The sequence below is a fragment of the Micromonospora sp. NPDC047670 genome (genome assembly GCF_043204915.1).
Lineage (GTDB): Bacteria > Actinomycetota > Actinomycetes > Mycobacteriales > Micromonosporaceae > Micromonospora.
Genome location: NZ_JBIDDA010000002.1, coordinates 8,584 through 33,451, shown reverse-complemented (window position 1 = coordinate 33,451; position 24,868 = coordinate 8,584). Strand labels below are relative to the sequence as shown.

The 24,868-nt window shown below is 74.2% G+C and carries 18 protein-coding genes; 2 read left to right on the top strand and 16 right to left on the bottom strand.

Annotation, left to right across the window (positions count from 1 at the left end):
- The first annotated feature begins 5 nt into the window (after positions 1 to 5).
- Positions 6 to 1,079 carry a sugar phosphate isomerase/epimerase family protein gene (locus tag ACGF7U_RS04785; protein ID WP_393103005.1) on the top strand — a complete coding sequence of 358 codons (1,074 nt, stop codon included), beginning with the start codon at positions 6 to 8 and terminating at the stop codon, positions 1,077 to 1,079.
- A gap of 106 nt (positions 1,080 to 1,185) precedes the next feature.
- Positions 1,186 to 2,370, top strand: a complete 1,185-nt coding sequence (locus ACGF7U_RS04780; RefSeq protein WP_393103003.1) for an ROK family protein — start codon at positions 1,186 to 1,188, stop codon at positions 2,368 to 2,370.
- 35 nt (positions 2,371 to 2,405) lie between these two features.
- Here the strand turns inward: ACGF7U_RS04780 and ACGF7U_RS04775 are convergent, their stop codons facing one another.
- From ACGF7U_RS04775 to ACGF7U_RS04700, 16 genes are all read right to left on the bottom strand, one after another.
- Positions 2,406 to 3,413 carry a sugar phosphate isomerase/epimerase family protein gene (locus tag ACGF7U_RS04775; protein ID WP_393103001.1) on the bottom strand — a complete coding sequence of 336 codons (1,008 nt, stop codon included), beginning with the start codon at positions 3,411 to 3,413 and terminating at the stop codon, positions 2,406 to 2,408.
- A gap of 324 nt (positions 3,414 to 3,737) precedes the next feature.
- On the bottom strand, positions 3,738 to 5,849 hold the full coding sequence (locus ACGF7U_RS04770) for a ThuA domain-containing protein (protein WP_393102999.1): 2,112 nt from the start codon (positions 5,847 to 5,849) through the stop codon (positions 3,738 to 3,740).
- Positions 5,850 to 5,902: 53 nt separating this feature from the next.
- Positions 5,903 to 8,764, bottom strand: a complete 2,862-nt coding sequence (locus tag ACGF7U_RS04765; RefSeq protein WP_393102997.1) for a PQQ-dependent sugar dehydrogenase — start codon at positions 8,762 to 8,764, stop codon at positions 5,903 to 5,905.
- Positions 8,765 to 9,062: 298 nt separating this feature from the next.
- On the bottom strand, positions 9,063 to 10,130 hold the full coding sequence (locus tag ACGF7U_RS04760) for a polyprenyl synthetase family protein (protein ID WP_393102995.1): 1,068 nt from the start codon (positions 10,128 to 10,130) through the stop codon (positions 9,063 to 9,065).
- The gene (locus ACGF7U_RS04755) at positions 10,127 to 11,545 is read right to left on the bottom strand and encodes an alkaline phosphatase family protein (protein ID WP_393102993.1); all 1,419 of its coding nucleotides are present in this window, start codon (positions 11,543 to 11,545) and stop codon (positions 10,127 to 10,129) included. Before ACGF7U_RS04755 ends, ACGF7U_RS04760 begins: the two co-directional genes overlap by 4 nt.
- Positions 11,546 to 11,600: 55 nt before the next feature.
- Positions 11,601 to 12,803: a metabolite traffic protein EboE gene (gene eboE / locus ACGF7U_RS04750; RefSeq protein ID WP_393102991.1), complete on the bottom strand. Its 1,203-nt coding sequence runs from the start codon at positions 12,801 to 12,803 to the stop codon at positions 11,601 to 11,603.
- Complete coding sequence (locus ACGF7U_RS04745) at positions 12,803 to 13,669, bottom strand: TatD family hydrolase (RefSeq protein ID WP_393102990.1); 867 nt, start codon at positions 13,667 to 13,669, stop codon at positions 12,803 to 12,805. Before ACGF7U_RS04745 ends, eboE begins: the two co-directional genes overlap by 1 nt.
- Complete coding sequence (locus tag ACGF7U_RS04740) at positions 13,669 to 14,289, bottom strand: EboA domain-containing protein (protein WP_393102988.1); 621 nt, start codon at positions 14,287 to 14,289, stop codon at positions 13,669 to 13,671. The genes ACGF7U_RS04745 and ACGF7U_RS04740 overlap by 1 nt, the downstream gene beginning before the upstream one ends.
- A 38-nt stretch (positions 14,290 to 14,327) precedes the next feature.
- Entirely contained in the window at positions 14,328 to 15,233 is a 906-nt protein-coding gene (locus tag ACGF7U_RS04735) for a sugar phosphate isomerase/epimerase family protein (RefSeq protein ID WP_393102986.1), read from the bottom strand.
- Entirely contained in the window at positions 15,230 to 16,156 is a 927-nt protein-coding gene (locus tag ACGF7U_RS04730; protein ID WP_393102984.1) for an SCO3242 family prenyltransferase, read from the bottom strand. The genes ACGF7U_RS04735 and ACGF7U_RS04730 overlap by 4 nt, the downstream gene beginning before the upstream one ends.
- Positions 16,140 to 17,303, bottom strand: coding sequence for an inositol-3-phosphate synthase (locus ACGF7U_RS04725; RefSeq protein WP_393102982.1), 1,164 nt, complete (start codon positions 17,301 to 17,303; stop codon positions 16,140 to 16,142). Before ACGF7U_RS04725 ends, ACGF7U_RS04730 begins: the two co-directional genes overlap by 17 nt.
- Before the next feature lie 479 nt (positions 17,304 to 17,782).
- Positions 17,783 to 18,988, bottom strand: a complete 1,206-nt coding sequence (locus ACGF7U_RS04720; RefSeq protein WP_393104109.1) for a Gfo/Idh/MocA family protein — start codon at positions 18,986 to 18,988, stop codon at positions 17,783 to 17,785.
- A 53-nt stretch (positions 18,989 to 19,041) separates the two neighbouring features.
- Positions 19,042 to 20,097, bottom strand: a complete 1,056-nt coding sequence (locus ACGF7U_RS04715) for a substrate-binding domain-containing protein (protein ID WP_393102980.1) — start codon at positions 20,095 to 20,097, stop codon at positions 19,042 to 19,044.
- 198 nt (positions 20,098 to 20,295) lie between these two features.
- On the bottom strand, positions 20,296 to 21,417 hold the full coding sequence (locus ACGF7U_RS04710) for an ABC transporter permease (RefSeq protein WP_393102978.1): 1,122 nt from the start codon (positions 21,415 to 21,417) through the stop codon (positions 20,296 to 20,298).
- Positions 21,414 to 23,003: a sugar ABC transporter ATP-binding protein gene (locus ACGF7U_RS04705; RefSeq protein WP_393102976.1), complete on the bottom strand. Its 1,590-nt coding sequence runs from the start codon at positions 23,001 to 23,003 to the stop codon at positions 21,414 to 21,416. Before ACGF7U_RS04705 ends, ACGF7U_RS04710 begins: the two co-directional genes overlap by 4 nt.
- Positions 23,004 to 23,154: 151 nt before the next feature.
- Positions 23,155 to 24,333: an ROK family protein gene (locus ACGF7U_RS04700; protein WP_393102974.1), complete on the bottom strand. Its 1,179-nt coding sequence runs from the start codon at positions 24,331 to 24,333 to the stop codon at positions 23,155 to 23,157.
- Positions 24,334 to 24,868 lie beyond the last annotated feature (535 nt).

Here is a 24,868-nt window from a genome sequence, read left to right as displayed (position 1 = left end):
AGCACATGAACGACAGTCAGCACGCAATGAGCCGTCGCCGCATGCTCGGCGCCCTCGCCGGCGTCGCCGGCGCGGCGGCCGTCGGCGCCACCGGACTCGCGACCGCCGCCGGCGCCAACGGCAACGGCCTGCTCGTCCCCGCCGGCAAGCGCGGCATCATCCTCTACAGCGTCCGGGACCGGATCGGCGCCGCCCCGGACACCAGCGGAGTGCCGTACGGCTTCGAGCGGGTGCTCGCGCGGCTCGCCGAGATCGGCTACAAGGAGGTGGAGTTCGCCGGCTACAACCAGCACACCTCGATCCTCGGCCGGCAGATCACCGCCGCGGAGATCCGCAAGATCCTGGACGACAACGGGCTGCGGGCCAACGGCTCGCACACCTCCGTCCCGAGCGTCCTCAACCCCACCACCCTGGCCGCGTTCGAGCAGCAGCTCGACGTCGCCGAGACGCTGGGCATGACACACATCGGCACCGGCAGCGACCCGACCGGCAGCAACTACAAGGCCGACTGGGACGCCGCCGCCGAGCGGTGGAACACCCTGGGCGAGCTGGCCGCCGCCCGCGGGCTGAAGCTGTACACGCACAACCACGACGCGGCGTACAACTTCCTGCTCGACAGCGGCCCGCTGGACGCCCTGGGCCGGCCGACCCGGTCCTCCGGCGTCCGGAAGCTGGAGTACTTCATCGGGCTCACCGACCCGGCGTACGTGTGGTTCGAGATGGACATCTACTGGGCGCACGTGGCCCAGCACCGGTTCCGCAGCTACACCGACCCGGACGGCGTGACGCGGACCGACGTCTTCGACCCGCTGGCGACGGTGGCGGCCCAGCCGATCCGCTTCCCGCTGTTCCACGCCAAGGACGGCGCCTTCAACCCGGCCAACAGCGCGGGGTACGAGATGGTGCCGCTCGGCCAGGGCGACATCGACTACGGCGGGTTCTTCGCCAACATGGGCGCGAAGGGCTACCACAACCCGATGTGGGAGCAGGACAACGCGCCGGGCGGCGCCGCCGACCCCGGCCGCTCCCTGCGGTACGCGGAGATCAGTTTCCAGCACATGTCGGGTCTGCGGGGCTGACGGACCCGGCACGCGCCGGGGGCCGCGCCGGGACGACCGGCGCGGCCCCCTCGCGCCACACGGCGGTAACAGCGCCGTGGAAGACTCGGGCCGGGAGGTGGTGGCGATGGTCCTCGTCCGGCCTGAGAACGCGTACCAGGCGCGGCTCGTCCGGCTGCTGCGTGACGACGGCCCCCGCTCGCGCGTGGAACTGGGCGACGCGGTGGGTCTGTCCCGGTCGAAGCTCACCGCGGAGGTGGACCGGCTGGTCGAGCGGGGCCTGGTCGAGAACGCCGGTCCGGCGGCGTCGCGCGGGGGCCGGCGGTCCTCGCTGCTGCGCGTCGCCGGCGGCCTGCGCTTCGCCGGCGTCGTCGTCGGCACGGACCGGATCACCGTCACGGTGACCGACGGCGAGTTGAGCGTGCTCGCCGAGGTCCACGAGCCGACCGACGTCCGGGTCGGGCCGGAGCCGGTGCTCGGCCGGGCCGTCGAACTGGTCGGGAAGCTCCAGGCCGAGCTGGGCCTGGCCCAGCTCACCGGGGTCGGCGTGGGCCTGCCGGGGCCGGTCGACTTTCCCGAGGGCATCCCGGTCTCGCCGGCTGCCATGCCGGGCTGGCACCGGTACCCGGTGCGCGAGGCGTTCGCCGCCGAGCTGGGCTGCCCCACCCTGGTCGACAACGACGCGAACGTGATGGCGCTCGGCGAGAAGCACGCCGGGATCGGACGCACCTTCGACGACTTCCTCTACGTCAAGCTCGGCAGCGCGATCGGCTGCGGGCTGGTGCTCGGCGGCGCGCCCTACCGGGGCGCGACGAGCAGCGCCGGCGACATCGCCCACCTGCCGCTCACCGAGGACGGGCCGAGCTGCGTCTGCGGCGAGACCGGCTGCCTGGAGGCGCACTGCGGCGACAGCGGGCTGGTCGGCGCGGCGCTCGCCGCGGCGCGCGCGGGCCGGTCGACGGCGCTGGCGGGCCGGCTGGCCGAGGCCGGCGCCCTCACCGTGGCCGACGTCGCCGCGGCGGCGGGCGCGGGCGACGCCGCCGTGCAGGCCCTGGCCCGGGAGGCGGCCCGCCGCCTGGGTCAGGTGCTGGTCGGCCTGGTGAGCTTCTTCAACCCGGGCATCGTCATCATCGGGGGCGCCCCGGCCGGGCTGGGCCACACGCTGCTGGCGGAGATCCGCGGTGTGGTCTACCGCCGATCCGCGCCGCTGGCCACCGGCACCATGCCGATCGTGCTGTCGGACCTCGACGGCCGCGCCGGCGCGGTGGGGGCGGCGCGGCTGGTCAGCGAGCACGTCTTCTCGGCCGACTGACGGGGGCCGACCGGCGGCCGGCCCCCGGTGCGGGCTCAGTCCTTGCTGCTGAACGCGGCGTCGAAGGCCGCGGCCGGAGCGTCGAAGGCGAGCCGGCGGACGAACTGCAACGCCTCCGGGGCACCGACGAGGCGGTCCATGCCGGCGTCCTCCCACTCGATCGAGATCGGGCCGGCGTAACCGATCGCGTTCAGCGCGCGGAAGCAGTCCTCCCAGGGGACGTCGCCGTGGCCGGTGGAGACGAAGTCCCAGCCGCGCCGCATGTCCGCCCAGGGCAGGTGCGAGGCGAGCCGGCCGCGCCGCCCGTCCCCGGTGCGTACCTTCGCGTCCTTGCAGTCGACGTGGTAGATGCGGTCGGCGAAGTCGAAGATGAAGTTCACCGGGTCCAGTTCCTGCCAGACGAAGTGCGACGGGTCCCAGTTCAGCCCGAACGCGGGCCGGTGCCCGACCGCCTCCAGCGTCCGCTTCGTCGTCCAGTAGTCGTACGCGATCTCGCTCGGGTGCACCTCGTGCGCGAAGCGCACCCCCACCTCGTCGAAGACGTCGAGGATCGGGTTCCACCGGTCGGCGAAGTCCTGGTAGCCCCGCTCGATCATCGACGGCGGCACCGGCGGGAACATCGCCAGGGTGTGCCAGATCGAGGACCCGGTGAAGCCGACGACGGTGTCGACGCCCAGCTTCGCCGCCGCCCGGGCGGTGTCCTTGATCTCCTCGGCGGCCCGGCGGCGTACCCCCTCGGGCTCGCCGTCGCCCCAGATCCGGGCGGGCAGGATGCCCTGGTGCCGCTCGTCGATCGGGTGGTCGCAGACGGCCTGGCCGACCAGGTGGTTGGAGATCGCGTAGACCTTCAGGTTGTGCTTGGCCAGGGTCTCCCGCTTGCGGTCGACGTACGAGTCGTCGGCGAGGGCCTTGTCGACCTCGAAGTGGTCGCCCCAGCAGGCGATCTCCAGCCCGTCGTAGCCCCACTCGGAGGCGAGCCGGCAGACCTCGTCGAACGGAAGGTCGGCCCACTGGCCGGTGAAGAGCGTGATGGGTCGCGCCATGGTGCTTCTCCCCTGTGGTGATGGGGATTCCGGTGGATGTGCGGGGCCGGGGCGAGGGTGACCGGGCGGGCCGGTGCGCGGCGGGCCACGGCGGGACACCGGCGGGTGCGCGCGCACCTGGAACCGCCGGGTTGCGCCTCCCGCCGGTCACCGGCAACCGCCACGGTCGCCGCCCCCACTCTAAAACCGTCGGGCCCCCCACGAAACCCCTCCGCCCCGCTCCCCGCGATCTTGCACTTTCCGCCCCCGGTTCACGGCCTTCGTCCGGGATGCCGGGGCACGAACTTCAGGATCGCGGGGAGGATCGGGAGGGTGGGGCCGGGGTTAGGGCAGGGTCCACTTCTGGTTGGCGCCGGTGTGGCAGGTCCACAGGTGCACGGCCTGGCCGTCGGCCGGGTTGTTGCCCGAGACGTCCAGGCACTTGCCCGACTGGGGGTTCTTCACCGTCCCGTCCGGCTGCGCCGACCAGTTCTGCGCGCCCGTGCCGTTGCACGTCCACAACTGGATCTTCGTACCGTCGGCCGAGCCGCCACCGGAGACGTCCAGACACTTGCCCAACGCCCTGACCGTCGAGTTCGGCGTCACCGTCCAGGTCTGCGCCGCGCTGCCGTTGCAGGTGTTGATCTGGATCTGGGTGCCGTCGGCCGTGGCGGCGTTGCGCACGTCCAGGCACTTGCCGCCCAGACCCTTGATCGGGCCGGTGCCGGTGCCGCCGCCACCGGACCTCACCAGGGTGAAGTCGTCCACGTCGAAGAGCCCCGAGCCCGACCCGGTGAAGGTCAGGTAGAGGTTGCGGGTGCCGGTCGGCACCCCGGAGAGGGTGGTGGTGACGTCGGCGAAGGTGGTCCAGCTCCCGGTGTTCGGCACCGCGACGGAGCCGAGCACGGCGCCGGTGGTGGAGCCGGTACGGACCTGGATGGTGCCGCCGGAGCCGCCGGAGACGACCCGCGCCCGGAACGACGTCACGCCGGTCAGGTCCACCCCGTCGTACGCGGCCCAGTCGCCCGGGTCGATGTAGCCGAGGGTCTGGCCGCCGTTCGCGCCCGCCTTGGCGAACGGGGTGACCCCGCTGCCCGAGCTGAACGCCTCCGCCTGGACGGTGGTGTTCCCGCCCGGCGGGGTGACGCCGAGTTCCTTGATCCGGATGTTGCGGAACGACGCGTCGTCGCCGGTGCCGTGGTTCTGGAGTCCGACGTGTCCGGCGAGCGAACGCGCCGGGTCGGTGTTGGTGAAGTCGTTGATCTTCACCCCGTTCAGGAAGACCTGGAGCCGCTCGCCCTCGACGAGCAGTTCGTAGGTGTTCCACTCCCCCGGCGGGTTGAGCGCGGCGTCGCGGGCGGCGAGGTCGGCGGACTTGAAGGTGTAGACCGCGCCGGTGGTGCGGTCGGCCGCGTCGGTGGCGTCGATCTGCACCTCGTAGCCGTTGTTCACCGCCGACCAGGGGTCGCTGGAGGCCGGGAAGCCGATGAAGACCCCGGAGTTGTCGTCGCCGGCGAGCCGCCAGTCCAGCTTGAGCGAGTAGTTGGTGAACTGCTTGGCGCTGTACCAGTACAGGCCCATCCCGCCGACCGAGGTCAGGGTGGCGTCGGCGTTGGTGAAGCTGCCCGGGCCGGCCTGCGACCAGCCCGTGGTCGAGCCGTTGTAGAGGGTGGTGTAGCCCGTCTCCGGCCGGCAGTCGGCCTTGCTGCGGCCGGCCGCGTAGCGGATGCCGCCGAGCAGGTGCGCCCGGAAGGCCGGCTCGGCGTACGACGCCTGGGTGTGCCCGCCGCCGGTGTAGAAGGCCCGGCCGCCGCTGTGGGTCTTGCACCACGAGTGCGGGTGGTCGGCGCCCATCGAGCCGCCCGAGTAGGAGGACTCGTCGAGGGTGGCCAGCACCCGGGCGGTGGAGCGGGCGTTGGTCTGGTAGTTGTACCACTCGTCGGTGCGGGTCCAGGTCTGCGGCAGGTGCGCGGTGGCCGCGTGCCCCCGGTGCTCCACCTTCACGTTGGCCTGCTGGATGTGCGGGTGCGAGGCGAAGTACGCCCCGACCAGGTTGCCGTAGAAGGACCAGCCGTACTCGGTGTCGGCCGCGGCGTGCACGCCCACGAAGCCGCCGCCGGAGCCGATGTACGACTCGAAGGCGCCCTGCTGGGCGGCGTCGAGCACGTCGCCGGTGGTGTTCAGGAAGACGACCGCCTCGTACCGGGCCAGGTTGGCGGTGGTGAACTGGGCGGCGTCCTCGGTGGCGGTGACGGTGAAGTTGTTCGCCGCGCCGAGGTCGCGGATGGCCTGGGTGCCGACCGCGATGGAGTCGTGCCGGAAGCCGGCGGTCTTCGAGAAGACCAGCACGTCGTACGGGGCGTCGGCGGCGCTGGCCGGGGTGGCCGGGGTGGTGCAGGCGAGGACGGCGAGGACGGCGGTGGCCGCGCCGAGGACGGGTCGGAGGAGTCTGCGCATGTCGCTCTCCAATGCCGGGGTGGAGAGGGGCGCCTCGGCCCCTCCCCGTCGGGTCAGGGCAGGGTCCACTTCTGGTTGGCGCCGGTGTGGCAGGTCCACAGGTGCACGGCCTGGCCGTCGGCCGGGTTGTTGCCCGAGACGTCCAGGCACTTGCCCGACTGGGGGTTCTTCACCGTCCCGTCCGGCTGCGCCGACCAGTTCTGCGCGCCCGTGCCGTTGCACGTCCACAACTGGATCTTCGTACCGTCGGCCGAGCCACCACCGGAGACGTCCAGACACTTGCCCAACGCCCTGACCGTCGAGTTCGGCGTCACCGTCCAGGTCTGCGCCGCGCTGCCGTTGCAGCCGTAGATCTGGATCTGGGTGCCGTCGGCCGTGGCGGCGTTGCGCACGTCCAGGCACTTACCGCCCAGCCCGACGACCGGGCCGGTCCGCACCGCGCTGGTGGCGAAAGTGAACGAGTCCACGTCGTAGAGCGCGCCGGTGCCGGAGCCGGCGAAGGTCAGGTAGAGCGTGGTGGTGCCGGCCGGCGCCCCGGCGATGCTGCCGCTGACCGTGGTGAACGTGTCCCAGGCGCCGGTGACCGGGACCGTCGCGGAGCCGAGCACGGTGCCGGTGGCCGAGCCGGCCCGCACCTGCAGGGTGCCGCCGGAGCCGGCCGAGGAGACCCGCGCGCTGAACGAGGTCGCGTCGGTGAGCCGGTACGGCTCGAACGCGATCCAGTCGCCGTTGTTGATGTCGCCGACCGTCCTGCCGCCCTCGGCGGTGGCCTTGTCGAAGGTCCCGACGCCGGAGGAGGTCTTGAAGTGCTCCGCCTGCCGCTTGCGCGGCTGGAGGGTGTGCTGCTTGTGGGTGGTCAGCCCGCCCGCGTCGGTGTACTCGGCGTCGAAGATGGCGAAGATGTTCGCCGCGTCGTCGTGCTCGCCGTCGACGGGAATGGTGATCGAGCCCGAGCAGCCGGTCTTCGAGGTGATCTGGTGGCCGTGGCTGTCGTGGCCCAGCACGTAGGTCATCTTGACCTTGGTGCAGTCGATGGCGCCGTCCTCCGGGTCGGTCACCGTGATGCTGAACGGCACGGTGTCGCCGTAGCTGAACAGCTGGCCGTTGGCCGGGCTGGTGATGGTGACCGTGGGGGCGGTGTTGCCGACCCCGATCTGCACGTTCGCCGTGCCGGTGGCGCCCTGCGGGTCGCGGACGGTCAGCGTCACCTGGTAGGTGCCGTTGGCGGTGTACGTCTTGCTGGGGTTCGCCGCCGTCGAGGTGGTGCCGTCGCCGAAGTTCCAGGAGTACGTCAGCGCGCCGCCCTCCGGGTCCGTCGACCCGGCCGAGGAGAAGTTCACGGTCAACGGGGCCGCGCCGGAGGTCCTGTCGGCCGCGGCGACGGCGGTCGGCGCGCGGTTGCCGCCGGCGATGTGGTCGTAGCGGTAGAGCGCTGAGTTGGCGTCGCCGTTGAAGTAGCCGGTGCCGTAGTCGAGGACGTAGAGCGCCCCCTCCGGCCCGAACGCCATGTCCATGACCTGCTTGCCGTTCCACGGGAACGTGTCGATGCCACCCGGCGAGCCGTCGGCGGTGAGGTGGATCGGCTTGACCCAGCCCCGGCCGAGTTCCCCGGCGAAGAACTGCCCGTCGAAGGACTGCGGGAACTTGGTGGTGGAGTTCAGCGCGGCGTCGTAGCGGTAGACGGGGCCGGCCATCGGCGACTCGGAGCCGCCGCCGAACTCGGGCGGGCTGCCGGCGTCGCCGGCGTACCGGATCCAGGCCGGCTTCGCCCCCGGCAGGGTGGTCAGGCCGGTGTTGCGGAACGAGTTGTTGGTCGGCCCGCCGGCGCAGTTGTACTTCGCACCGGCGGTGCCGGCGGCGAAGTCCCACTCGGCGTACGTCTCGGTGGCGGTGTTGGTGCCGGTGCAGTACGGCCAGCCGTAGTTGCCGGGGCCGGTGACCCGGTTGAACTCGACCTGGCCGCTGGGGCCGCGGGCGCTGGTGGTGCCGGCGTCCGGGCCGTAGTCGCCGACGTAGACGATGCCGGTGGCCCGGTCGACGCTCATCCGGAACGGGTTGCGGAAGCCCATCGCGTAGATCTCGGGGCGGGTCTTCGGGTCCGAGTCGACGAACATGTTCCCGGCCGGGATCGAGTACGTGCCGTTGGCGTTCACCTTGATCCGCAGGATCTTCCCGCGCAGGTCGTTGGTGTTGGCCGCGCTGCGCTGCGCGTCGTACGCGGGGTTGCGGTTGGTGCGCTCGTCGATCGGGGCGTACCCGGCCGAGTCGAACGGGTTGGTGTCGTCGCCGGTGGAGAGGTAGAGGTTGCCGGCGGCGTCGAAGTCGATGTCGCCGCCGACGTGGCAGCACATGCCCCGGTCGGCGGGCACGTCGAGGATGTCGACCCTGCTGCCGGTGTTCAGGGTGAAGTCGGCGTTGAGGGTGAACCGGGAGAGCCGGTTGACGCCCTGCCAGGCCGAGAAGTCGCTGCCGGTCGCCGGCGCGTCGCCCGCCGGGGTGGAGAGCGGCGGCGCGTAGTAGAGGTAGACGTGCCGGTTGGTGGCGAAGTTGGGGTCGACCCCGACGCCCTGCAAGCCCTCCTCGTCGTGGGTGTAGACCGGCAGCGTGCCGATCACGGAGGTGGTGCCGGCGGAGTCCGTACGCCGGACGGTGCCGTTGCGGGCGGTGTGCAGCACCGACCGGTCCGGCAGCACCGCGATCGTCATGGGTTCGCCGACCTCGGCGACGCCCTTGGCGAGGGTGACCTGCTGGAAGTCGGTGCCGACGATGGGGTGGGCCTGGGCGGGTGTGGGGCCGCCGAGCCCGGCCGGGCCGGCGCCGAGGGCGACCGTGCCGGCGGTGGCGACCAGCAGCAGCGCCGAGCCGGCGGAGAACCGCCGTCTGGTCCGGTGGGTGGAGGCGTCCTTGGTGGACATCGTTGTGCCGTCCCTTCCTGACGAGTGACTGCCAGGGCGGGCGCGCGCCGTCGCGCCGGGTGCCGTAGCGGGGATGCGATCGGCCCGCCGGGTGCCGTCCCCGGCCGGCCGCGACCCGCGAGGGATGGAGGCCATCGCTCGGAGGTCACCAGTCGATGGGTTCCCGCGCCGCCGGTTCACCTCGACGAAACAACTTCGATGGCACGACATTAAATGGCGTTCATCGATGTGTCTACACCTTCCGCCTACGTGGCCCGAACTTTCGTCGATCCCGCCAAAAGTCCCTCGTGGGCGCCGCTCAGAGCGGACGGTCGACGGCCTGGGCGGCGAGGGCGGCGAGGGCGGCCCGGGCCTCGGGCGTCACGGGGGCGTCCGCCAGGGCCGTCAGGGCGGCGTCGGCGCGTACCCGGATCATCTGTTCGATCCGCGCGCGGGCACCGGTGCGCTCGATGATGCCCCGCAGCTCGGCCGCCCCGTCGGCGTCCAGCGCCGGGTTGCCGAACAGCTCCCGCAGCCTGGCGGCCTGCGCCCGGTCGGCGGCGGCGCGGGTCAGCGCCATCATCACCGTCGGCTTGCCCTCCCGCAGGTCGTCCAGGACCGACTTGCCGGTGACCGCCGGATCGCCGAAGACCCCCAGCACGTCGTCGCGGAGCTGGAACGCGTCGCCCAGCGGGTCGCCGAACTCGGCCAGCGCGTCGACGAGCCCCGAGCCCGCCCCGGCCAGCGTCGCCCCGATCTGCAACGGCCGGGTGACCGTGTAGCGGGCCGCCTTCATCCGGATCACGGTCAGCGCGCTGGCCACCGAGCCGTCGCCCACCCCGGAGACCAGGTCCAGGTACTCCCCCGCGATCACCTCGGTGCGCATCAGGGCGAAGACGGCGTACCCCCGGTGCACCCGCTCGGCGCTCAGCCCGCACTCGTGGAACATCTGGTCCGACCAGGCCGCGCAGAGGTCGCCGCAGAGCAGCGCGGTGTTGCGCCCGTACGCCTCCGGGTCGCCGCGCCAGGACGAGCGGGCGTGCAGGTCGGCGAAGAGCCGGTGCACCGACGGCTCGCCCCGGCGGCGGTCGCTGCGGTCGAGGATGTCGTCGTGGATCAGCGCGAACGCGTGGAACAGCTCCAGCGCGGCGGCGGCGACCACGATCGGGGTGCCGTCGACGCCGCCGGCGGCGCGCCACCCCCAGTAGCAGAAGAGCGGGCGCAGCCGCTTGCCGCCGGCCAGCACGAAGCGGTGCAGCGCGGTGAAGACGCCCCGGGGCGCGCCGTCCGGCCACTGCGGGTCCTGCCGGTCGAGGAAGGCCGCCAACTCGGCGTCGATGCGGGCCCGCAACCCGCTCACGTCGGTCGGCGCGACGGTGACGGTCACGACGCCACCCCCGGCCGCCCGGCCGCCGGCGGCGGGGCCAGCCCCGCCAGCTCCAGCAGCAGGGCCTTCACCTCCGTCGCGGCGACCCGGTCCCGGACGGCGGACGGGTCGGAGCAGAGCAGCACCGGCCCGTCGGCCGGGTCGGCCGGCAGGCGCCCGTGCGACCCGCGCACCGCCCGGGCGCCGGCGTCCAGCCCGACCACGCTCATCAGGTAGCGCATCCCGAGCTTCTTGCGGGCCAGCGCCACGGCGGCCCGCCGCTTCGCCGCGCCCGGGGCGGCCGGGTCGAAGAACAGCTCGGCCGGGTCGTAGCCCGGCTTGCGATGGATCTCCACGAGCCGGGCGAAGTCCGGCGCGCGGGCGTCGTCGAGCCAGTAGTAGTAGGTGAACCAGGCATCCGGCTCGGCCACCAGCACCAGCTCACCGGCGCGCGGGTGGTCCAGCCCGTGCGCGGCCTTGCCGTCGCCGTCGAGCACCTCGGCCACCCCGGGCAGCCCGGCGCAGAGCTTCGCCACCGCCGGCACGTCGGCCGGGTCGCGCACGTAGACGTGCGCGACCTGGTGGTCGGCGACCGCGAAGGCCCGCGAGGTCCACGGGTCGAGGTACTCCATCCCGGCCTGGGTGTGCACCCGCAGCAGCCCCTCGGCGCGCAGCAGCCGGTTGACGTCGACCGGGCGGGAGACGTCGGTGATGCCGTACTCGGAGAGGACCACCACGGTCGCGTCCCGCGCCCGGGCGGCGTCCAACAGCGGCCCGAGCACCCCGTCCAGCTCGGCCGCCGCCGCGGCGGCCCGCGGCGACGAGGCGCCGAAGCGTTGCAGGTCGTAGTCGAGGTGCGGGACGTAGACGAGGGTCAGGTCCGGGGACTGCTCGGCGAGGATCCGCTCCGCGGCCCGGCAGATCCACGCCGACGACGCCAACCCGGCGCCCGGCCCCCAGTAGCTGAACAGCGGGAAGGTGCCCAGCCGGTCGGTGAGCGCGTCGTGCAGCGCCGGTGGGTCGGTGTAGCAGTCCGGCTCCTTGCGCCCGTCGGCGTGGTAGACGGGGCGCGGGGTGACCGTCCAGTCCACATCCGCGCCCATCGCGTACCACCAGCAGACGTTGGCGACGGTGTAGCCCGGCTCGGCCCGGCGGGCCGCCTGCCAGAGCCGCTCGCCGCCGACCAGGGCGTGGTGCTGCCGCCAGAGCAGCACCTCGCCGAGGTCGCGGAAGTACCAGCCGTTGCCGACGATGCCGTGCCCGGCCGGGAGCGCCCCGGTGAGGAAGGTCGACTGCACCGAGCAGGTCACCGCGGGCAGCACCGTGCCCAGCTCCGCCCGGAACCCGGCGTCGGCGACCGCGCGCAGCCTCGGCATGTGCGCCAGCAGGCGCGGGGTCAGCCCCACCACGTCCAGCACCACCAGCCGCCGGCTCATGCCCGCACCTCGCTCCGCCCGGCGCCGGATCGATGACCCACTCGCGCCCGCCCGCTCATCGCCGTACCCCCGTCGCCGCCGGGCTCGGACGGCCCGCCGGCGCCAGGCCGAGGGCGACCAGCTCGGCGCGGGCGAAGGCCAGTTCGGCGGCGATGCCGGCGGCCAGCTCCGCGTCGGTGCGCGGGCGCCGCGCGGCCGGCAACACCCCCCAGGTGTACGTCTCCACGTCGAGGTGGTCACAGCCCGCCTCGGGCCCGGCGTAGAGCGCCGCCAGCGCGGCGCGCAGCACCGGCAGGGTGGAGCCGAGCGGTGGTTCGGGCGGGGCGTGCAGCGGCACGTGGTAGTGCACCCGCCACGGCCCGGGCAGCCGGGCGTCCAGCGCGACGTCCAGGTCGTCGGCGGCGTGGGCCGGGTCGGCCGGGTCGGCCGCGTCGGCACAGCCGGCGGCGCGGGTCTGGTGCAGGAAGCGCGGCTCGACCCACGGGCGCAGCGCCGTCGTCGCCCCGGGCGGCGCCTCGATGGCGGCCGACACCTGCACCTTCACCACCGGCAGGCCGGCCGCCCGCAGCCGGCGCAGCGCGTCGGCCGGCTCCTCCCAGGCACAGGCGAGGTGCGCCAGGTCGAGGCAGATCCCGAGCCGCCCGGTGTCCACGCCGCGCAAGAGCGCGGTGGCCTGCCGGGTGCTCTCCACCACGCAGCCCGGCTCCGGCTCAAAGCCGACCCGGACCGGCCGGCCGGTGTCCCGCTCGACGGCCGCGAGACCGGCCGCGAGCTGGTCGAGCCGGCGGCGGGCGGCGTCGGCGCGGCCGGCGTCCCAGGGCCGCCGCCAGGCCAGCGGCAGGGTGGAGACCGAGCCCCGGGCCGCGTCGTCGGGCAGCAGGTCGGCCAGCACCCGGGCCAGGTCCAGCGTGTACGCGAGCCGCTCGCCGGTGGTCCAGTCCGGGTGGTAGACGTCGCCCTTGACCACCGGGGCCTGGAAGGCCGCGTACGGGAAGCCGTTGAGGGTGACCACCTCCAGCCCTCGCGCGGTCAGCTCGGCGCGCAGCCGGCGACGGGTGCCGGGGTCGGCGGCCAGCGCGGCGGCCACCGGAGCGGCCAGCCACAGTCCGAGGCCGAGCAGGTCCGCGCCGAGCTCCTCGCGGACGGGCACGGCGTACGTGTCCAACTGGCGGAGGACGCCGGCGAGGTCGTCGGCCGGATGCACGTTGGTGCAGTAGCCGAGGTGGACCGTGTCCCCGCCGGCGTGTCGCAGCCGCATCAGCTGCCGCCCCGCAGGATCGAGTTGCCGGCGTAGCTGCCGGTCGGCGGGTCCAGCTCGGCGAGGTCCAGGTCGGCCAGGTCGAGCCGTCCCGACTGGCCGTAGAACTCGACCGGGTTGCGCCAGAGCACCCGGTCGACGTCGTCGTCGGAGAAGCCGGCGAGCAGCATGGCCTCCCCGGTGGCCCGGGTGAGCAGCGGGTCGGAGCGCCCCCAGTCGGCCGCCGAGTTGACCAGCATCCGCTCGGTCCCGTACGCCCGCAGCAGCTCCACCATCCGCGGCGGGGACATCTTCGTGTCCGGATAGATCGAGAAGCCCAGCCAGCAACCGGTGTCCCGGACCAGCTCTACCGTCACCTCGTTGAGGTGGTCGAGCACCACCCGGCCCGGTTCGATGCCGGACTCCGCGACCACGGCGAGGCTCCGCTCGACGCCCCGGGCCTTGTCCCGGTGCGGGGTGTGCACCAGGGCCGGCAGGTCGTGCGCGACGGCCAGGGCGAGCTGGGCGGCGAACGCCTCGTCCTCCTCGGGCGTCATCGAGTCGTAGCCGATCTCGCCGACCGCCACCACACCGTCCTTGTCCAGGTAGCGCGGCAGCAGGTCGAGCACCGGGCGGCAGCGCGGGTCGTTGGCCTCCTTCGGGTTGAGCGCCACCGTGGCGTGGTGGCGGATCCCGAACTGCCCGGCCCGGAACGGCTCCCAGCCGATCAGGGAGTCGAAGTAGTCGGCGAACGAGGCGGCGCTGGTGCGGGGCTGGCCCAGCCAGAACGCCGGCTCCACCACCGCGCGGACACCGGCGGCGGCCATCCGCTCGTAGTCGTCCGTGGTCCGCGAGGTCATGTGGATGTGCGGGTCGAAGATGCGCATCACGCCTCCCTGGCGGTGATCGGTGCGGAGCCGGAGGTGAGCCGGTCGAGCAGCGCGGCGGCGTCGGCGGGCATGGCGCGGCCGGCGGCCTGCCGTTCCGCGGCCAGCCCGGCGAGCATCGCGGCGAGTTCGCCGTCGGCACGGGCGTCGAGGTCGTGCACCACGGCCAGCGGCACGCCCGTGAACACGCACTTGAGCACCGCCTGCCGCCAGGCGGCGGGGTCGAGGTGCCGGGCGTACGGGCCGAGGGCGGCGGCGAGCAGCCGGGTGTCGTTGGTGCGGATCGCGTCGTGCAGCAGCGGCGCGCCGGCCGTGCCGATGGGCAGCAGCGGCAGGGCCTTGAGCACGGCCCGCTTCTCGGCGGCGTCGCCGTGCCGGTAGCGGGCCTCGGCGTGCGCGGCGTGGTCGGTGGGCAGCGCGGTCAGCAGCAGCGCCCGGGCCGCCTCGTCGGCGCTCCAGCCGGGCAGCCCGGGCAGGTCGTGGCGGCCACAGCGCCGGCCGGCGGCCGGGAAGAACCGGCCGATCGCCGCCGGTTCCGCCGCCACCGCCCGCACCGCCGCGTCGAGCCATTCGGGATCGGGCACGCCCCGCAGGGCGGCCCGCAGTGAATCCGGTGTCATCCCGTCTCCTCTCTCGTGCTGCTGCCCGGTGGCTGCCGTCACCGTCGTCGTCGCGCTGCCTCCTTCGCGGCGGCGCGCAGGAAGGCGAGTGAGCGGGCGGCGACGGCGGGGGCGGCGTGCGAGTGCCGGGGCAGCTCCACGGCGACCAGTCCCCGGTAGCCGGCGTCGGTGAGGGCGCGCAGCACCGGCGGGAAGTCGATCTCCCCCGCACCGAACTCCAGGTGCTCGTGCACGCCCCGGCGCATGTCGTCGATCTGCACGTTGACCAGGTGCGGGGCCACCTCGTGCACGCACTCGGGGACCGGCCGCGGCTCCAGGCAGCGGCAGTGTCCGATGTCGAGGGTGATGCCGAAGCGGGCCGGGTCGCCGAGCGCGCCGCGCAGCCGCCGCCAGCCGGCGATGTCCTCGACCAGCATGCCCGGCTCCGGCTCGAAGCCCAGGGTCACCCCCGCCGCGTCGGCGGCGTCGACCACCGTGGCACAGCCGGCGACCAGCCGGTCCCAGGCGGTCCCCGGCGCGACGGTGGCGGGGCGTACGCCGGCCCAGAAGGAGACGGCCTCCGCGCCCAGGTCGGCGCCGACGCGCACGGCCCGGCGGAGGAACTCGACGCGCCGCGCCGGGTCGTCGTGCAGCAGCGTCGGGGCGTGCTTGTGCCAGGGGTCGAGCAGGTACCGCGCGCCGGTCTCGACGACCACGGCGAGGCCGAGCGCCCCGAGGCGGCGGGCGACGGCGGCCACCCGCCCGGCCAGCCCGGGCGCGAACGGGTCGAGGTGGTCGTGGTCCAGGGTGAGCGCGACGCCCTGGTAGCCCAGGTCGGCGACGACCGCGAGCGCGTCGTCGAGCCGGTGGTTGGCGAACCCGTTCGTCCCGTAGCCGAACCGCGGCGTCGTGGGGTGCGGCGGGTCCGCGCGCGCCGGCTCGACAGAGGGCGGCGGCGTGGTCATGTCGGGGAGACCCTCCGGGCCAGGCGGGCGCCCAGGGGCGCGGCCGCCGCCACCGCCAGCCCGAGCAGCCCGGCCCCGGCGCGCGCGGCCAGGGCGCCCTGCAACGCGGGCAGCCCGGTGATCCCGGCCCCCACCGCCGCCCGCACCCGGCCGGCGGAGGGCTCGGCCACCACCCGGGCCTGGGCGGCCCCGTAGCGGGCCGCGTACCAGCCGGCCAGCAGCGCCGGCAGCGCGGCGGCCGTCGGCCGGCAGGCGCGGCCGAGCGTCGCGCGGGTGGTGGAGCGGGGGTGGCGGTGTGGACCCGCCGGGGCCGGGCGTGCCGCAGCGGTGGCGGCGCTCGCGGCGACCAGGGCGGTGCCGGCGAGGGTACCCAGCGGCAGCGCGGCGTCGGCGCCGGTGACCTCCCGGCGGGACAGCGCGGTGACCGTCCACGTGTGCGCGGCCACGGTGACCGCCGCCGGCAGCGCCCGCGGCACCCGTCCGCCGGTGGCGCCGAGGAGGACGTCCAGCCCTCGGCAGGCGGCCATCACGGCCGGTCCGGCGACGGTGTTCTTCGCCGCCAGGTCGTACCCCCAGACGGCGGCGGCGAGCGGAACCGCGACCGTGGCGGCGCGCCGGCCCCCGGCGGCGGCGGCCACCGCGACCCCGGCGGCGGTGAGGCCGGCGGCGAGGCCGAGCGCGGTGCCGGGGGCGATCCGGCCGCTGGGGATGGGCCGCTCGGGGCGCTCGACGGCGTCCAGTCGCCGGTCGGCCCAGTCGTTGGCGGCCATCCCCGCCCAGTAGAGCAGCACGGACGCGCCGGCCAGGGCGGGCGTGCGCCGGTCCAGCGCCCCGGCCGCGGCGGCCCCGGCGACGACGTCCCCGGGCACCGAGAGCGCGGCCGGCGCCCGGACCAGTTCCGCGAGGTCAGTGACGCGGGGCATCGGCACCTCCCCCGGCGTGCAGCCGGCGGGCGAAGCCGCAGAGCCGGTTCCACTGCTCGGACAGCGAGTGGGTCGCCGTGTCGAGCGGATCCTTGAAGAAGAAGGCGAGGTCGGCCAGGGGGCCGGCGTGCCCGGCGGCGTGCGCGGCGGCGGTGAGCCGGGCCAGGTCCAGCACCAGGGGCGCGGCGAGCGCGGAGTCGCAGCCGTGCCAGGTGAACTCCATCCGCATCCCGGTGCCGAGGAAGCCGGCGAAGGTGACCAGGTCCCAGGCGGTCTTGAAGTCGCCCAGCGCCTCGACGTACTCGATCCGGGTGCCGCCCTGCGGCAGGTAGCCGAGCGTCTCGCCGAGCACCCGCTGCTTGCTCTCCACCTTGGCCGCGTTGGCGGCCGGGTCGGCCAGCGTGGCGCCGTCGCCGCCGCCGAGCAGGTTGACCCCCGACCAGGAGCGCACCGCCAGGTGCCGCATCGCGAACATCGGCGCGAGCACCGACTTGACCAGGGTCTCGCCGGTCTTGCCGTCGTGCCCGGCGTACGGGATTCCGCGCCGGACGGCCAGCGCGGCCAGGGCGGGCAGCCGCAGCCCGGTGGACGGGGTGAAGTCGACGTACGGGCAGCCCGCCCGCACCGCCGCGTACGCGTAGAGCGAGCTGGGCGGCAGCACCTCGTCGGGTCCGGCGAGCGCGGTGGGCAACGCGTCCGGGTCGACGTGCGCCGGGTGCGGGCGGGCGGCCGGTTCGGTGGCCGAGACGTTGACCACGACCACCCGGTCCAGCCCGTGCCGGCTCCGGAACTCGGTGAGGTCGCGTACGGTCGCGGCGGCCCGGTCGGCCTGGGTGCCACCGGCGGGGGCCGGGCGGAGCGCTCGCTCGACGGCGGCCAGCTCGTCGGTGAGGGCGGCGACCAGCCGGGCGGGCAGCACTCCGGCGTCGGCGAGAGCCTCGGCGCGCTTGGCCAGCGGGGTGGTCGCGACGTCGTGGCCGCCGAAGACCAGGTCGGTGAAGGCCGGCAGGGCGGGCCCGCGCAGGTCGGGCAGCTCGGTGACGCATCCGGTCGGGCCGGCGAGCCCGGCCCGCAGGGCGAGCGCCCCGACGACGCTGGTGGTCGCGACCGAGCCGCGCGCCCCCACCAGCCAGACACCCGTACGCATGGTGCTCCTTCCCGTCAGGAGGAACCAGCCGTGCATTGAGTTACATAGATATCAGAAGTTTGTTCGGAATGATATGGATCTGTGCGGATGGGCCCCGTCCGCCGGCCGCCCCGGGGGAGCCGACCGGACCGGCGACGAAGTCGGCGGCGACGACGCCGGCCCGGTTCCCGGTGCGGTTACGGACGGACGGGGCTGGCAGGCAGGGTCGGTCGGCGTCTCGCCCCTGCCTCCCCCGCATCCGCCGGTCGGGACGACGGCGCGCCCCGACCGGAGGTCGTGGTGGACACGCGCCCGGCAGGTCGCCGGGTGGTGGCGGTCCTCCGGTGCGACCGGGGAATCCCGGTCCGGCCGCACCGGACGACCGTCCTGCTCGTGCGCCACCGGGCCGCGGCCCGGCTGCACGTCCTCCGGCACCGGCCTCGTCCCGACCGCGGGGCGCAACCGCGGCCGGTCCCTCGCCGGTCGGCGCCGGAGGTGGCTCAGGCGGCGACCGTGACCAGCGCCGGTTCCACCTCGGTCCACGAGGAACCGAGTTCCGCCGACCGGGTCACCGCGTCCAGCACCAACTGGACCTGCAACGCGTCGGCGAAGGAGGGGGCCGGGTCGGTGCCGGTGGCGACCGCCTCGACGAAGTCCCGCATCTGGTGGGTGAAGGAGTGCTCGTAGCCGATGATGTGCCCGGGCGGCCACCAGGCCGACATGTACGGGTGCTCGCCCTCGGTCACCAGGATGCGGCTGAAGCCCTGCTCGGCGGTCGGCCGCGTCGCGTCGTAGAACTCCAGCTCGTTGAGGCGCTCCAGGTCGAAGACGACGGTGCCGAGCGAACCGTTGATCTCCACCCGCAGGGAGTTCTTGCGTCCGGTGGCGAACCGGCTCGCCTCGTACGTGGCCAGCACGCCGCCGTCGAGCCGGGCCACGAAGACCGCCGCGTCGTCGACGGTGACCGCGCCGGTGGCGGGGCGGTGGCCGTCGGCGCCGTGGCCGTCGACCGCGGCACCGTCCGCCGTGGCCGCCAGCCCGCTCGACCCGGCCGGCAGCGGCCGCTCCTTGACGAACGTCTCGGTGACCGCGCTGACCCCGGTGATCCGCCGGCCGGTGACGTACTGGGTCAGGTCGATGATGTGCGCGCCGATGTCGCCGAGCGCGCCGGAGCCCGCCCTGTCCCGCTGCAACCGCCAGACCAGCGGGAACTGCGGATCCACGATCCAGTCCTGCAGGTACGTCGCCCGGACGTGCCGGATCACCCCGAGCCGCCCGTCGGCGACGAGCTGCCGCATCATCGTGACCGCGGGCACCCGCCGGTAGTTGAACCCGCACATCGACCGCACCCCCGCGGCCTGCGCGGTGGCCGCCGCGGCGGCCATCGCCCGGGCCTCGTCGACCGTGTTGGCCAACGGCTTCTCGCACAGCACGTGCTTGCCGGCGGCCAACGCGGCGAGGGCGATCTCGGCGTGGCTGTCCCCGGGTGTGCAGACGTCGACCACGTCGATGTCGTCCCGGGCGACCAGGTCGCGCCAGTCGGTCGTGTACGCCTCCCAGCCGAGCCGGTCGGCGGCGTCGGCCACCTTCCCGGCGTCCCGGCCGCAGATCAGCGCCATCCGGGCCCGCGCCGGCAGGTCGTACACCCGGTTCACGGTGCGCCACGCCTGCGAGTGCGCGGCTCCCATGAACGCGTAGCCGACCATGCCGACCCGCAGTTGCCTGTCTTTCGTGGACAAGGTGGGTCTCCCCCCGTGTGTCAGAACCCGAGCTTGAGGTAGTTGCCCGCGTTCTCCTTGGTGATCGTCTCGGAGGCGAGGATGATCTCCTTGGGCACCTGGAGTTCCACCAGGTCGGACATGCCCTTGCCCTGGGCGATCAGCCGGGCCAGGGAGATGGCCGAGGAGGCCATCGACGGGCTGTAGGTCACGGTCGCCTTCAGCACCGTGTTGTCGGCCTGGATGTCCTCCATCGCCTTCTTCGAGCCGGCGCCGCCGACCATGAAGAACTCCTTGCGGTTGGCCTGGCTCACCGCGGCCAGCACGCCGATGCCCTGGTCGTCGTCGTGGTTCCAGACCGCGTCGATCTTCGGCAGGGCCTGGAGCAGCTGCGCCGCCTCCTGCTGCCCGGAGTCGGCCGTGAACCGGGCCGCCCGGCGGTTCGCGACCTTGAAGCCGTTCGCCGTGAGGGTGTCGACGAAGCCCTTCGATCGCTCCTGGGTCAGCTCCAGCTCGTCCATGCCGGCGATCTCGCCGATGATCGGGTTGCTGATGCCCTTGGCCTTGAACTGCGCGACCATGTAGGTGGCGGCGGCCACGCCCATGCCGTAGTTGTCGCCCTTGATCTGGAGCCGGTACGCCCGTGCGTCGGGGAAGGCCCGGTCCAGGTTGACCACCGGGATGCCGGCCTTCATCGCCTCCAGGCCGAACGCGTTGAGCTCCTTGCCGTCGTGCGGCAGCAGCACGATCACGTCCGGCTTCTGCGAGATCAGCGTGGACAGCGCGGCCCGCTGGGCTGCCGCGTCGGCGCCGGCCTCGACCGTCTTGAAGTCCACGTCGGAGTACGCGCCGGCCTGCGCCTTGGCGTTGTTGGTGATGGCGGCGATCCAGCCGTGGTCGGCGGCCGGCGCGGAGAAGCCGATCGTCACCCGCTTGCCGGGCTCGCTGTTGCCGCCGGGCGCGCCCGCCGCCTTGGTCTGCGCCTCGGTCGGCTGGGCCTCGTTGCTGGTGCAGCCGGCGAGGAGCACGCCGGCGCCGACGGCGGCCCCGCCGAAGAGCAGCCGGCGGCGCGACACGTCGCGACTGTGCTGGGTCATGACGACCTCCTGGGTTCGCGGTGGTGGAGGGAATTCGCGGTGCGAGGGCGGGAAGAGGGCGTGCGGGGTCCGGCCACCGTCGCTCGGGTGGCCCGGACGCCGCGCGGTGCGGGTGCTGGTCGGTGCGGGTGCTGCGCGGTTCGGTCGCAGGTCGGTGCGGGTGCTGCGCGCTTCGGGTGCTGGTCGGTGCGGTGCGGGTCAGGTGGTGGTGAGCCGGTTGCGGCCCAGGAACTGCGTGAGGCTGCGGAACTGGACCTGCTGGACCAGGACGGCGGCGACGATGATGCCGCCCTTGACCATGTTCTGGGCCTCGGTGGAGAGGCCGTTGATGGCGAAGAGGTTGGTGATGGTGGCGAAGATGACCACCCCGAGCAGGGAACCGATGATGGTGCCCCGCCCGCCGCTGAGCAGCGTGCCGCCGATGATCGCGGCGGCGATCGCGTCCAGCTCGTAGAGGTTCGCCATCGCCGCCTGGGCCGAGTTGGCCTGGGCGGTGAGCATGATGGCGGCGATGCCGCAGCAGAGGCCGGAGAGCGCGTAGAGCAGCACGGTGTGCCGCTTGACGTTGATGCCGGCGAGCCGGGCCGCCTCCGGGTTGCCGCCGACGGCGACCGTCCGGCGGCCGAAGGTGGTGCGGTTGAGCAGCACCCACCCGGCGGCGACCACGGCGGCGAGGATGTAGACCAGCAGCGGGATGCCGAACACGCTGTTGCTGGCCAGGCCGTTGATGAACGTGTTGTCCGACACCTGGGTCTGCTTGTCGGAGATCTCGGCGGCCAGGCCCCGGGCGGCCACCAGCATCGCCAGGGTGGCGATGAAGGGCACCAGCCGGCCGTACGAGATGAGCAGCCCGTTGACCAGGCCGACCGCCAGCCCGACGGTGAGGGCGCTGAAGATCATGCCGCCGGCACCGTAGCTCTGGGTGGCCACCGTGGTGCACCAGACCCCGGCCAACGCGACGATCGCGCCGACGGAGAGGTCGATGCCGCCACCGATGATCACGAAGGTCATCCCGACGGTGACCACGCCGACCACGGCGGCGAGCTTCAGGATGCTGAGGACGTTGTCCCACACCCAGTCCGGGTCGGAGTACAGGTCGGAGCGGGTGAGCGCGCCGATGACGACGAGCGCCACCAGCACGCCGATCAGGCCGAGGTTGCGGCGGGCGCCCTCGCCGCCGTCGCCCCGCCACCAGGAGAGTCGGCCGGCGGTGGAGACCTTCGCGACGGCCGCGGTCTCCGCCGGGTCCACCGGCGGAGACTGCGCCGGCAGTTGCGCCGCCCGGTGCGGCGCCGCGGTGGACGTAGGAAGCTCGCTCATGCCGGTGCGCCTTCCATCAGGGACCCCGCCATGACGAGGTCGAGCACGGTGTTCTCGTCGAGTTCGCCGGCCGGGGCCTCGCGGACGACCCGCCCCTCCCGCATGACCAGCACCCGGTCGGCCAGGCCGAGCACCTCGGGGACCTCGCTGGAGACCAGCAGGACCCCGACGCCGCGGGCGGCCAGCCCTCGGATGACCTGGTAGAGCTCTGCCCTGGCGCCGACGTCGACACCCCGGGTGGGCTCGTCGAGCAGCAGCAGCTTCGTGTCGCCGAGCAGCCAGCGCCCGACCACCACCTTCTGCTGGTTGCCGCCGGAGAGGGTGCGCACCGGCCGGCGGACGTCGCGGGGGCGCAGCTCCAGGCTCTCGGCGATCCGGTCCGCCTCGGCCCGCTCGCGGCCGACGTCGGTGAAGCCGGCGCGGGCGTAGCGGCCGAAGGTGGCCAGGGTGACGTTGCGGTAGATCGGCTCGCCGAGCAGCAGCGCCTGACTCTTGCGCTCCTCGGGGGCCATCCCCATGCCGGCCTTCACGGCCGCGCCGACGCTGCCGGGGCGCAGCGCCCTGCCGGCCATCCGCACCGAGCCGGCCTCGGGGCGGCGCGCGCCGTAGATGGTCTCCAGCAGCTCCGAGCGGCCCGAGCCGACCAGCCCGGCGATGCCCACGATCTCGCCGGCGCGGACGCTGAGCGACACGTCGGCGAACTCCCCGGCCCGGGTCAGCCCCTCGACCGTGAGCAGCTCCGCGCCGCCGGCCGCGCCGGCCGGGCGGTCCGGGAAGACGTACTCTATGGTGCGGCCGGTCATCCGGCTGACCAGCTCGCGGGTCGGGGTGTCGCGGGCCGGCAGGTTCGCCGCCGTGGTGCGGCCGTCCTTGAGTACGGTGACCCGGTCGCCGATCTCGCGGATCTCCTCCAGCCGGTGCGAGATGTAGATGACGGCGATGCCCTGGGCGGTCAGCTCGCGGATGATCCGGAACAGGTTGCCCACCTCGTCGTGGGCCAGCACGGCGCTCGGCTCGTCCATGATGATCAACCGTGCCTCGTGGGAGAGCGCGCGGGCCATGCTGACCACCTGCTTGCCGGCGGCCGGCAGGGCGCGGACCATCCGCCCGGGCGGGATCTCGGCGTGCCCCAGCCGCCCGAGGATCTGCCGGGTACGCCGGGCCATGTGACCCCGGCGGACGAAGCCGAACCGACGCGGCTCGTGGCCGAGGAAGGTGTTCTCCGCGACCGACAGGTCCTCGACCAGGTCGAGTTCCTGGTAGATCGTGGCGATGCCGGCGCGCATGGCGGCCTGCGGGTTGGCGAAGGACGCCGGCTCGCCGCGCCACTGCACCAGCCCGGAGTCGGGGCGGTGCACCCCGGCCAGCACCTTGATCAGGGTGGACTTGCCGGCGCCGTTCTGCCCGAGCAGGCAGTGCACCTCGCCGGCGCGCACCTCGAGCTGCACGCCGTCCAGGGCGCGTACGCCGGGGAAGGTCTTGACCACGTCGGTGAGGCGCAGGACCACCTCGCCGGCGACGGCGTCGGCGGGGGCCTCGACCAGCGGAGCGGGTGCCACGGCGGCCTCCTCGGGTTGGTTGCTCATGCCGGCGCTCCGCTTCGCTCCGCGCCGCCATGAGGCACCACGGCACCACGCCGATGACTCGCTCGCTGACACTCGCTCATGACGGCGCTCCGCTTCGCGCCGCCATGAGGCACCACGGCACCACGCCGACGACTCGCTCGCTGACACTCGCTCATGACGCCTCCGCGAAGGCAACGTCGCTGGCCAGGACGGCGGCGCCGGCGACGCCGGCGCGGGGCCCCAGCTCGGACAGGACGACCGGAAGGTTGCCGGTGGCCAGGGGCAGCGACCGGCGGTAGACCACGCTGCGGATCTCGGCCAGCAGGATGTGCCCGAGCTGGGCCAGCCCGCCGCCGATCACGATCATCGACGGGTTGGTGAAGCTGACCAGCCCGGCCAGGACCCCGCCGACCCGCCGACCCCCGTCGCGGATGAGCTGGATGCAGGTGACGTCCCCCTCGCCGGCACCCTCGGCGACGTCCCGGGCGGTCACCGCGCCCCGGGCGGTGAGCCGCTCGGCCAGTGCGGGCGAGGCGCCGCTGCGCGCCGCGGCGGTCGCCTCCTTCGCCAGCGCGGCTCCGCTGAACAGCGCCTCCAGGCAGCCGACGTTGCCGCACGAGCACATCGGGCCGTGCGAGTCGACCTGGATGTGGCCGATGTCCCCGGCGCAGCCGTCGGTGCCCCGGTAGACCTCGCCGCTGAGGTAGATCCCGCACCCTATTCCGGTGCCGATCTTGACGAAGAGGAAGTCGTCCACCGAGTGGGCGACGCCGCCGTGCCGCTCGCCGATCGCCATGATGTTGACGTCGTTGTCGACCACCGCCGGGCAGCCGTGCTCGCGGGTGAGCAGCTCGCGCACCGGGAACCGGTCCCAGCCCGGCATGATCGGCGGGGAGACCGGGACGCCGTCGCGGAAGCTGACCGGGCCGGGCACGCCGATGCCGACGGCGTCGAGCCGCTCGTAGGCGCCGTCGACCCTGGCCTTGTGCAGCAGCTCGTTGACCCGCTGGAGGGTCACCTTCGGGCCGGTGCGGATGTCGGCCGCCTCGGCGTACGCGGCGACCGGCTCCAGGCGGCCGTTGACCACCTCGACGTCGATCGAGCTGGCGCCGAGGTCGACGGCGGCGAACCGCAGGCGGGGGCTCAGCTCCACGAGGGTGGAGCGGCGGCCGCCCCGGGAGGCGGCCAGCCCCGCCTCGGCGACGTAGCCGAGGCCGACGAGCCGCTCCAGCTCGGCCAGCAGCCGGGGGCGGGGCATCTGCAACCGGTCGCCCAGCTCGGCCCGGGACGCCGCCCCCTCGTCGCGGAGCAACCGCAACAGCTGGAGGTGCAGGGGATCGACCGTCCGCACCGGACTCACCTCTTCACGGGGCTCGTTCACATCGACGTATCGCCGATGTGTTGTGTCCGACACAGTAGGAGCCTTCTGCGCCGCCTGTCCATACCTTCGGCAGATCCAACGCCAACTTTTGTCAGATCCAGCAAAAGCCCTCGCGCGCTGCGGGGCGCTTCGCCTCGCACACCCGCCCGCGATCTTGCAGTTCCTGCCCGGGACAAAGGTGACGACCGACGCCAGGACCGGTCATCTCCAGGGCCGAAAGTGCAAGATCGCGGGGCCGGGTCGGGCGGGGGCGGCCGGGCGAGGGGCGGGACCGGGGTGGGGTACGGGGGCGGGGGCGGGTGGGGTGGGGGCGGGGCGGGTGGGGTGGGGGCAGAGGGGCGCGCCCCCCCCCCCCGGGGGGGGGGGGGGGCGGCCGGGGGGGGGGGGGGGGGGGGGCGGGGGCGGGCCCCCGGGGGCGGCGGCGGGGGGGGGGGGGGGGGGGGGGGGGGGGGGGGGGCCCCCCCCCCCCCGCCGGGCGCCCCCCCCCCCCCCCCCCCGCCCCGGC